The sequence below is a fragment of the Patescibacteria group bacterium genome (genome assembly GCA_041664365.1).
In the GTDB taxonomy this organism is placed as follows: domain Bacteria; phylum Patescibacteriota; class Patescibacteriia; order UM-FILTER-42-10; family UM-FILTER-42-10; genus JAHJEX01.
The window spans coordinates 1-8982 of sequence record JBAYKW010000018.1 but is presented as its reverse complement, the minus strand read 5'-3'; the positions used below and the strand labels follow the sequence as shown (position 1 = coordinate 8982).

At 45.3% G+C, this 8982-nt stretch carries 7 protein-coding genes and 2 rRNA genes; 8 read left to right on the top strand and 1 reads right to left on the bottom strand.

Annotation, left to right across the window (positions count from 1 at the left end; all coding sequences use genetic code 11):
* From WCW66_06835 to WCW66_06815, 5 genes are all read left to right on the top strand, one after another.
* A 23S ribosomal RNA gene (locus WCW66_06835) occupies positions 1-333 on the top strand; the annotation flags it as partial.
* Between the two features lie 192 nt (positions 334-525).
* Positions 526-634 (top strand): 5S ribosomal RNA (gene rrf, locus WCW66_06830).
* Positions 635-956: 322 nt separating this feature from the next.
* Complete coding sequence (locus WCW66_06825) at positions 957-1472, top strand: hypothetical protein (protein ID MFA6392418.1); 516 nt, start codon at positions 957-959, stop codon at positions 1470-1472.
* A 198-nt stretch (positions 1473-1670) separates the two neighbouring features.
* Positions 1671-2519: a sugar phosphate nucleotidyltransferase gene (locus tag WCW66_06820; protein ID MFA6392417.1), complete on the top strand. Its 849-nt coding sequence runs from the start codon at positions 1671-1673 to the stop codon at positions 2517-2519.
* Positions 2520-2630: 111 nt separating this feature from the next.
* Positions 2631-3617, top strand: coding sequence for a PfkB family carbohydrate kinase (locus WCW66_06815; protein ID MFA6392416.1), 987 nt, complete (start codon positions 2631-2633; stop codon positions 3615-3617).
* A gap of 50 nt (positions 3618-3667) precedes the next feature.
* Here WCW66_06815 and WCW66_06810 read toward each other — a convergent pair whose 3' ends face one another.
* A complete protein-coding gene (locus tag WCW66_06810; GenBank protein ID MFA6392415.1) occupies positions 3668-4834 on the bottom strand; it encodes a 6-phosphofructokinase in 1167 nt (388 codons plus the stop codon).
* 147 nt (positions 4835-4981) lie between these two features.
* On the opposite strand from WCW66_06810, the gene WCW66_06805 reads away from it, so the two are divergent.
* The 3 genes from WCW66_06805 (at position 4982) to WCW66_06795 (ending at position 8685) form a co-directional block, all read left to right on the top strand.
* The gene (locus WCW66_06805) at positions 4982-5974 is read left to right on the top strand and encodes a carbohydrate kinase family protein (GenBank protein ID MFA6392414.1); all 993 of its coding nucleotides are present in this window, start codon (positions 4982-4984) and stop codon (positions 5972-5974) included.
* Positions 5975-6041: 67 nt separating this feature from the next.
* Positions 6042-7139 carry a mannosyltransferase family protein gene (locus tag WCW66_06800; protein ID MFA6392413.1) on the top strand — a complete coding sequence of 366 codons (1098 nt, stop codon included), beginning with the start codon at positions 6042-6044 and terminating at the stop codon, positions 7137-7139.
* Positions 7140-7212: 73 nt separating this feature from the next.
* Positions 7213-8685, top strand: coding sequence for a M23 family metallopeptidase (locus WCW66_06795; protein MFA6392412.1), 1473 nt, complete (start codon positions 7213-7215; stop codon positions 8683-8685).
* Positions 8686-8982: the final 297 nt, after the last annotated feature.

Genomic DNA, 8982 nt, shown 5'->3' with positions numbered 1-8982 from the left:
TTCGCCAATTAAAGCGGTACGCGAGCTGGGTTCAGAACGTCGTGAGACAGTTCGGTCTCCTATCTGCCGTGGGCGTTGAAATTTGAGAAGATCCTTCTCTAGTACGAGAGGACCGAGAAGGATGAACCTCTCGTGGATGAGTTGTCCTGCCAAGGGCATTGCTCAGTAGCGACGTTCAGTTTGGATAAACGCTGAAAGCATATAAGCGTGAAGCCGTCTTCAAGATTAGATTTCATTTGAGACTCCCGGAAGACTACCGGGTAAATAGGCTTCAGGTGCAAGCCCAGTAATGGGTTCAGCCGAGAAGTACTAATCAGTCAATGTTTAATCGTAACCACTAAGAATACTAATTAGCTAAAGCAGTATAAGATGCTTGCTAAATTCAAAGTCTCGTTCAGACTGGTAATCGTATTTGCAGTGTTAGCATTCGTAGTAGGTATTGTTTTGATGATCACTCCAGCCACAATCGCCGGCAATTAAGTCGCTAGAGGCTGGTTAATAAGAAATAAAAGCTTATTAACTTCCTCTGGTGATTCTAGCGGAGAGGCAACACCTGTTCCCATCTCGAACACAGTAGTTAAGCTCTCTAGCGCCGATGATACTCTTTAGTGGGGAAAGTAGGTCATTGCCAGTTTTATAGATAAATCCTTGCTTAAAGCAGGGATTTTCTATTTTCCAAAATATTTAAATATGTATATGGCCTATCCCGAGCTGTAGCGAGGGATCTATCATTGCCAGTTATATGAAAAATCCGTTCCTGAAAGGGAACGGTTTTCATTTTGGGAAAATTGAGCTCGATAAAACAGTGTGAAATCCCGCATTGGAGCGAAGGCGACAAGTGCGGGACAGGAGTTTTTCTTTTTGGTAAATATTTGGAAACCGCTTGACCGTCCAGAATAATGTGGTAAGCTTTGCCCACGCCATAAAAAACCCGCACACCCAGAGGAGGGGCAATAATGGCAAAGTGGAAGGGTAAACACACTCCTGACCGCGCTCCCAAGCTCTTTGGCAAACTAACAAACCAACTTCATCGTGGTGATTTACTGCGCATCATTAGCCTGATACAGATGCGCAGCCAGGCCGCACCGCATGACCCAGGATTACTGGACAAACTCATCTACCTGATACAGAACGCTATCAATAGATTCACGCTTGAGGACTTATATCTAACAGCCGAGGTACTTGGCAAGATATCTCCACATAGCATTGATGGATCGGCAGAACTGTATGAGTTCGCGGAAGCCTGCAATCTGGTAGGCCACCGGATCGAAAAAGTCGCCGGACACCAGGTAGCTATAGCTTTTGATCCGCTCGATCGGAAAAACGAGGCTTTGATCCTGCTGTCACAGCGACATCCCGATCTTGTCTCAATCTATCCAGACCGCGATGATGCCGGTCTGATCATCGTGAAGCTGGAGATTCCTCCGACATACGGATTGCACATTCCGGTCGAAATATTCAATCGGGATTAGCCACCATAGGACAACAAATCAATGTCCTATTTTTTTTGGCTAATATTAGCACATACTAATTCAATGTGGATAATTTTTCCGCTGATATTAGCCAAATAATTGATAGTTTGTATTAAAATATCCTTGACGAATAGGCATTGCATCATTTATAATCACTTGTATGATAATGTATGATAATCGCTAATACATAACTATATTATGGCTAATAAAGGGCGCTCTAGATTAACAATAACACTAAGGCAGGACTTACTCCCCTTCCTGGATCAGACCATCGATGGTACAAAAATTCGAAACCGTTCACACGCTATTGAATATATTTTGGGTAAATATTTGCAGGGGCCAAAAATCGGGAAAGCGGTAATTTTAGCCGGCGGTAAAGGAATCCAGATGCGACCACTGACCTATGAAATGCCAAAAACAATGATCCCGGTACACGGCAAGCCGATTCTGCAACATATTATTGAATCACTGCGCGATCAGAGAATCAAGGATATTACTGTATTGATCGGCCACTTGGGTGAAATGATCCAGGACTATTTCAAGGACGGGTCAAAATTCGGCGTAAACATCGACTACATAAAAGAAAAGCACCAGTACGGCACCGGCGGATCTCTGCGCGAATTGAAGAATAAAATAAATGATGCTTTTCTTTTGATTTATGGTGATGTGCTTTCAGAAATTAATTATTTGGAATTCATTGATTTCCACAAATCACATAACCAGATTGCCAGCATGGCGCTCACTTCCCAGGATCATCCGACCGAATACGGGGTGGTAAATCTACAGGGGTCCAAGATCGTTAAGTTTGAAGAAAAGCCGGAAAAAAAACCTGGCCTGTCCCATCTGATTAATGCCGGCATGTACATTTTGGAATCAAATATTTTTAAATACATCCCGCCAAAGGGATATGTCAGTTTAGAACAGGACATCTTTCCTGATCTGGCAAAAAAAGACAAACTGTTCGGTTATCCATTTACTGGAGCGTGGTTTGATGTCGCTACTCCAGAGATTTACGAAAACGTAATTAAAGAATGGCCTAAAAACTAGTTTTTCTATTTAGAGGCACGTCTTTCAATCCTGGAAGATGTGCTTCTGAAGTAGAAGGGACTCTCCCTTCACGCTCTTTTCACACCAACCTCCATAAAGGGGGTGATTCACATGACAGTGCTCGTAGGCGTTTCCATTAACCGGGAAGAATCCTACTATTTTCCGGATAGCGACGCTGACAAGATCAACTTGGATCCTTCCAATTACTCCTCGTGCGTCGCAGGGTCTTCCTACAACGTCGCCAGAGCATTGCAAGGTGCTGGCATTTCCGTGATGCTCGCCGCCACCATCGCTGATGATGTCAGAGGTGCCTGGATCAGCGCCGAAATGGCTCGTCTCGGACAGAACGTGTACTTCATGCCTTGGAGGCGTGACACTAATTTCAGCATCTCGCTGAGGAGAGGTGGCAAAAGCCAACTAGTCTGTGTCAAGGGCGATTACCTGCCCGGCAAGCTTGCTGAGCATGCTGTGATCGAAGGTCAGGTCAGACAGATCAGGCCCAGGTTCCGCGTCGGTACCGGGGTTCAGATTGCGGACGCGCCGGTGATCCACACCATGTTTGGTGAGGTCCTTGATGATGAGGGTAACCTCATCAACAGCACCAACGTTCTGAACCCGGGAATTTCCCTGCTGGAAGCGCACTGCGATCCCGAAACCGACTTCCGTCGGCTGGAGTCCCTGCACAACCTTCTGCAGCGGTCCAACATCCTGGTTGTGAACCAGAAAGAGTTGCAAGCCCTGCTTGCCAACATGAATCTGGGAAGCATCCGGCAGCTGCAGAGTCTGGGAGCCGAAGGTTCCATGAAGGTCCTGGTCACCAAGTCCAGCGACGGTGCTATTCTGTTCAACGGCGATCCGGAAGAAATTCCGGTCAGTGCTTTCAACGACGTCGAAGTCGTTGACCCTGTCGGCGCCGGAGACTGTTTCCTCGGCTACTTCATCGCCGGTCTGATGCAGAATGCATCGGTCCACCAAGCCCTGGAAATGGCTTCTGCCGCTGCGGCCATCACGGTCGGCAGGGTCGGGGGTTCCAATACCCCCAAACTGGCTGAAGTCCAGGAATTCCTGCAAATCCGCAGGACCTCCCCCGCACACTAACAAGGACGCGAACACTCCTGTGCTCCGTCCTTTTTTTATTACCTGAAAAATTATTGTTTTAAAATTTTATTCTGCAAATTTAAGTATTCCTGATTTACATCATTCGCTTCAACAAATGAGCTGATATATTCTCTCATCTTCTCTTTAACCTGGAAATTCTGAAAATCAAACAACGAATCGTCAAGCACATGCTGATTTTCTTCTCCGAACACTTTCTCAAGCAAAACAGAATCAATTTCAAATTCCTTTTTAGACTCATTAGGTCGAACTATACAGCACATTTTACCGGAGTCCCCTTTTGCCAGTAATTCTATTGCGTGTTCACCAAGTTTAATTGCAAACTCCCGGTCAATATCAATCGGCGCGCCGGTCTGTAGATAGTTCCTTGGGATTATGCATTGAGCATAAATACCCAGTTCCTCTTTAATCTTTTCCCGAAGGCCGATGGAAATAAAATTTTGCCGTGATTCTTTTCTGAATTTATCTTTCTGGTTATCCGATATACCGGAAACCGCCCGGTCAAAACGGACTTCTTCTGCGATCACCACAGTAGCATAATCTCCGTTCGATTTGTATTTTGTTTCTATCGCCTGCATCAGTGAATCGAGCGATACTTCCCTCTCCGGCACCACAATCAAATCCGGATCAGCGAGGCAAGAGGCTGCAGGAATCCACCCGGCCTTCATCCCGATCGTCTCAACTAAAAACACGCGTTTCAACGCATAAGCCGCGTCCTCCTTCACCTGTTTAGTGATATCAATAATTTTGCTGGCGGCAGTCGGAAAACCGGGAGCCCAATATGTTCCTGCCAAATCATTATCAACTGTTTTCGGCAGACCAATTACCGGGATCGCCAATTGTTTTGATACTTCATAAGCGGCGCTCATTGTATCATCTCCACCGATTGCGACAATCGCATCTATTCCTAATTCCTTCACCCTTTTTTTCAGTTGGTCAATTCCTTTTTCTTCTTTCAGCGGATTAGTGCGGGATGAACGCAGAAATGTGCCCCCCTGATTCTTCAGTACAGACAAATCCATACCGGTAAGATCAATAACTTTCCCTCCGTTCAACAGACTTTTCCATCCCTCAATACCCCCCAGTACTTTGTAACCTTTTTTTTGCGCAGAAATAACCGCCCCGTATAATGTGGCATTCAAAGCGGCGGCTAATCCACCGCCGGTAAATGTAATAATCGTCTTTTTATTGCTTAACATCGTAAATATATCATAGAATTTTTTTCGATATTTTTCAAGTTGACAGAGCCAAAATAAGCAGTTAAAGTATTAAACCAACCCCGTTTGTTAACAGTGTGACAGTGTGCCCTTTCAGGGCCAGTTCCACCTCGCCAAGGGAGGAAAGCTATGGCAGGGATCGCCTTAGGATTGTCTGCAAATCCAGAAGAACGCCTGATTACTGAAGGCAACTTACCGGAAGGAGTAACGGCCAGAGTCGACCACAGTTTCTATACGGTCCATGGGGGCGGTAGCTCTTTCAACATCCATGTGGCGGTTGCCGGCGCCGGCATCAATTCGATGCTATTCGTGCCGGTCGGCTACAGCCCGGACGGCAAACCGGACTTCAATCGAGGACAGATGGACGAAATGCTCGCGGGGATGAGCGCAATCCGGCTCCCACTGCGGGATCGGCATTCGTCGCGGGCGACTATTCTGTGTCCGAAGGAAGGACCGGGTGGGCGAATATATTCCTACAAACCCCCTATCCTCCAAGAACGCGTTCCGGATGCGATCGAAAAAATCCGGGAACATCTGCGTAACCAAGAACCGGAATATCTGGTCCTGTCTGGGATCATGGAGGATGAGATTCCGCTGACCAAGGCATTCACTGAGCACGGAGCAGGCCGGATCGTTTTCTCCCCTCATGTTTCGCTGATTCGTTCCGGCAAAGCGCTGGAACTGTTGCCTTCGGCAAAGTACCTGTTCTTGTCGGCCATCGAAAGTCAGTCACTGCTCGGCGAGCGCGTGTCTCTGCAGGATCTGCAAGAATTCTGCAAACAGCACAAGCTGGAGCTGGTCAGCGTTTCGAACGGCAGAAACGGACTGTGGGTCGCCACTCCTCATGAGGCATTCCACATCCCGGCGATTCCGTACAACGGTCCGATCGTTGACACCACAGGTGCCGGTGATGCGGTCATCTCCGGAATGCTGATCGCGTTCCTCAAGGGCATAAACTCGGTCCGCACAGCTGCTCTGCACGGCGCGGCGCACGCTCGCCTGGTCTGTACCAAGTTCGGTGGAAGCAGTGTCCCGACTTGGGACGAAGTTGAACAGCTGGTCGAAACTGTTCAGAATGGTGTCGAATTCGGCACCAATGGTTCTTTCTCCACGTCACCCTGAAAGTGACGTTTTTTTTATACCAATTTGTGTTAATATTAACTGTAATGAAGGTATTATAATTATAGAAATGAAAAAAGTTTTTCTTATTACCCTGGTTTGGTTTCTGGTGATCAATGCTTTTAGTTTAATAGCGTTAAACCGCCTCAATCTGGAAAAAGACAGCGCATATCAATGGATTATTGATTCCGATGCCAAAGTAGAACAACAAACATGGAACCCCACAGTTTCACATGCTCAGTGGGATTCTTTTTGGTTAATTTCAGTTGTTGATAAGGGATACCAATATACGGAAGGCAAACTTTCCAACATCGTTTTTTTTCCTGCTTACCCCGCTTTGATAAAATTATTATCACTAATATTTGGGGAATATATTCTTTCAGGATGGGTAGTCAGCGCTGTCTTCCTTTTTCTGGCTATGCTGATGTTTTATAAATTAGTTCATGAATTTCACCCGAAAATTAATCCATATTACCCAATCATATTTCTTTTGTTGTTCCCAACGGCTTTTTTTCTGAACGCTGTATATACCGAATCCACTTTTTTATTTTTTTCTATCGCAACATTCTTTTATCTGTTAAAAAGAAAATTCTGGCTGGCCGGTTTATTCGGAATGTTCGCGGCTTTAACCAGAATTAACGGCATATTATTAATTATTCCGTTTATTTGGGAACTGTATCAACACCTCAGAGTATCAAAAAAAACAAAATTCACTTTTCTGTCTTCCTTACTGGTGCCACTCGGGACTGCAATTTTCTTTTTTTATCACTACATACGATTCGGTGATTTCTTATTATTCTTTAAAATTCAGAAAATGTGGGGACGGGGATTCAGTCCGGACTTAGCAATTTTTAGATTTGATAACCCACAAATGATAGTAAATTTTGCATTAGATGTTTCTTTTATAATCTTCGGAATAATTGCTAGCATATTTGTGATCCGAAGAATTCGCACATCTTATGGGTTATATACACTAGCTGCGATTGCCGTCCCGTTAATCAGCGGGACAATTATGGGTATCGGCAGATTCATTCTTGTTTTATTTCCACTGTTTATTCTGCCAGCAACATTTAAAAATGAAATGTCAAGATATGTCTGGATCAGTATTTCATCCGGTATGCTTGCGCTATACACTCTGCTGTTTGTAAATAATTATTGGGCCGGGTAAGAACGCACATTGACAAATAGCATATAAAATGCTAATATACATATTCAATCGAATAACAATAATGAATTGTTATATGTATATTAAAATGTCGAAATTACTTTTATTTGGCGCAAGCATCATAGTCGGAACATGCGCTTTTTTTATTACATCAGCAAACGCAGCCGATATCCGGACGATTATATTCCCGGTATTAGGACCGACGCGCTATTCAAATGATTTCGGTGCCGCACGCAGTGGAGGTAGAAGTCATGAAGGAATTGATATTATTGGTACCAAGCACCAAGAGTTAGTTGCTGTTATGGACGGCACGGTCAGATTGGTAAATTACCCTGAACCATACTGGGGTTATGCTGTAATTCTGGAAGGTGTTGACGGTTATCAATACTGGTACCTGCATATGAATAATGATTCGCCAGGCACGGATGATGGTCGCGCCAGCGGACCGGATATTTACGCACCAGACATCGCACCCCGACTTCCGGTCAAGCAAGGACAGTTGATCGGCTACATGGGCGACAGCGGTAATGCCGAATACACGGTAGACCATTTGCATTTTGAAATTCACCGTCCGGATGGCAATGTTATTAATCCTTACGAAACATTATTAGCTGCACCAAAAATATTTTCACCAGTAGTGGGACCAACCCTTCAGAATGAATTGTTACCATATGCTCAATTTAAGGGAGGGGCATCGGTTGCTACCGGTAGTTTAAATGATAAATATGAAGGAAAGGAATTAATAACCGGTGCCGGACCAGGTGGAAGCCCGCATTTGCGTGTCTTTTCTGAGACAGGAAAACTGCTTTCGCAATTCTATGCTTATCCTGAAAATTTTCGGGGTGGGATAGATGTCGCCACCGGCGATATTGATGGCGACGGCGATGATGAAATTATCACAATACCGGGTCCTGGAATGTCGGCATTTGTCCGCGTGTTTACTCAAAGCGGAGAATTGTTGAAAGAATTTCTTGCCTACCCTGATTCCTACAAAATGGGAGGCAATGTCAGCGCCGCTGATCTTAATGGGGATAAAAAGGCGGAAATAGTTGCCGGCACCTTAACTGGCGGCGGACCGCAGGTTAGAGTGTTCAAATCTAATGGCAAACTTCTATATCAATTTTTCGCTTACGCCGACAGCTTTCGCGGAGGAGTAGATGTTGCGGCTATAGCCGCATCTCCTGAGAATAGATCGATGATCATTACCGCTCCCGGTCTAGGTGGTGGACCGCAGGTGCGGATTTTCAAACCATGGGGTGAAATTCTCGGACAGTTCTTTGCCTATGACGAACAATTCCGTGGAGGAGTCCGCGTCAGTATCGGGGAGCTTATGTCTGATTTTTCCGGTCCGGAAATTGTCACTGCACCTGCCGGACGTGGCGGTCCCGATTTTCGAGTCTTTGATATCCACGGTAATTTGCGTACTTATCTTAAAGCATACGAACGATGGTGGCGCGGTGGTTATGATGTAGCTATTGGCGATGATTTTATATATACCGTTACAACAAATGGCGGACGAAGGGCATCCGTCAGAACACTATCACCCTAGATAATTTGACGAATGTGATATAATATAGTAACTTGTTCAGTTCGGATGTTGAATTGAATACTTGTTTACAATTACAGAAAGATGCCTGCCTCGCTGAGGCGATGCGAAGCGGGCCAGAGTCCCCGCACCATTCGTAAACTCAGGTGCAAGGCAAGGGGTCGAGCGATAAAAAGCAAGCAAACTGCTTTGCTTTACGAGGAGTCGAGGCGGGCTGGCTGATGCGCTATCAGCGCCAGACAGCCCCGGACAATAGTGTTACTCAAAAAGAAAGTATTTTAACAAAAATTATTATTATAT

Bases quoted from the DNA above. Each gene is read 5' to 3' on its own strand.
- WCW66_06825 (MFA6392418.1), top strand. From the start codon at position 957: ATGGCAAAGTGGAAGGGTAAACACACTCCTGACCGCGCTCCCAAGCTC.
- WCW66_06820 (MFA6392417.1), top strand. From the start codon at position 1,671: ATGGCTAATAAAGGGCGCTCTAGATTAACAATAACACTAAGGCAGGAC.
- WCW66_06815 (MFA6392416.1), top strand. From the start codon at position 2,631: ATGACAGTGCTCGTAGGCGTTTCCATTAACCGGGAAGAATCCTACTAT.
- WCW66_06810 (MFA6392415.1), bottom strand. From the start codon at position 4,834: ATGTTAAGCAATAAAAAGACGATTATTACATTTACCGGCGGTGGATTA.
- WCW66_06805 (MFA6392414.1), top strand. From the start codon at position 4,982: ATGGCAGGGATCGCCTTAGGATTGTCTGCAAATCCAGAAGAACGCCTG.
- WCW66_06800 (MFA6392413.1), top strand. From the start codon at position 6,042: ATGAAAAAAGTTTTTCTTATTACCCTGGTTTGGTTTCTGGTGATCAAT.
- WCW66_06795 (MFA6392412.1), top strand. From the start codon at position 7,213: ATGTATATTAAAATGTCGAAATTACTTTTATTTGGCGCAAGCATCATA.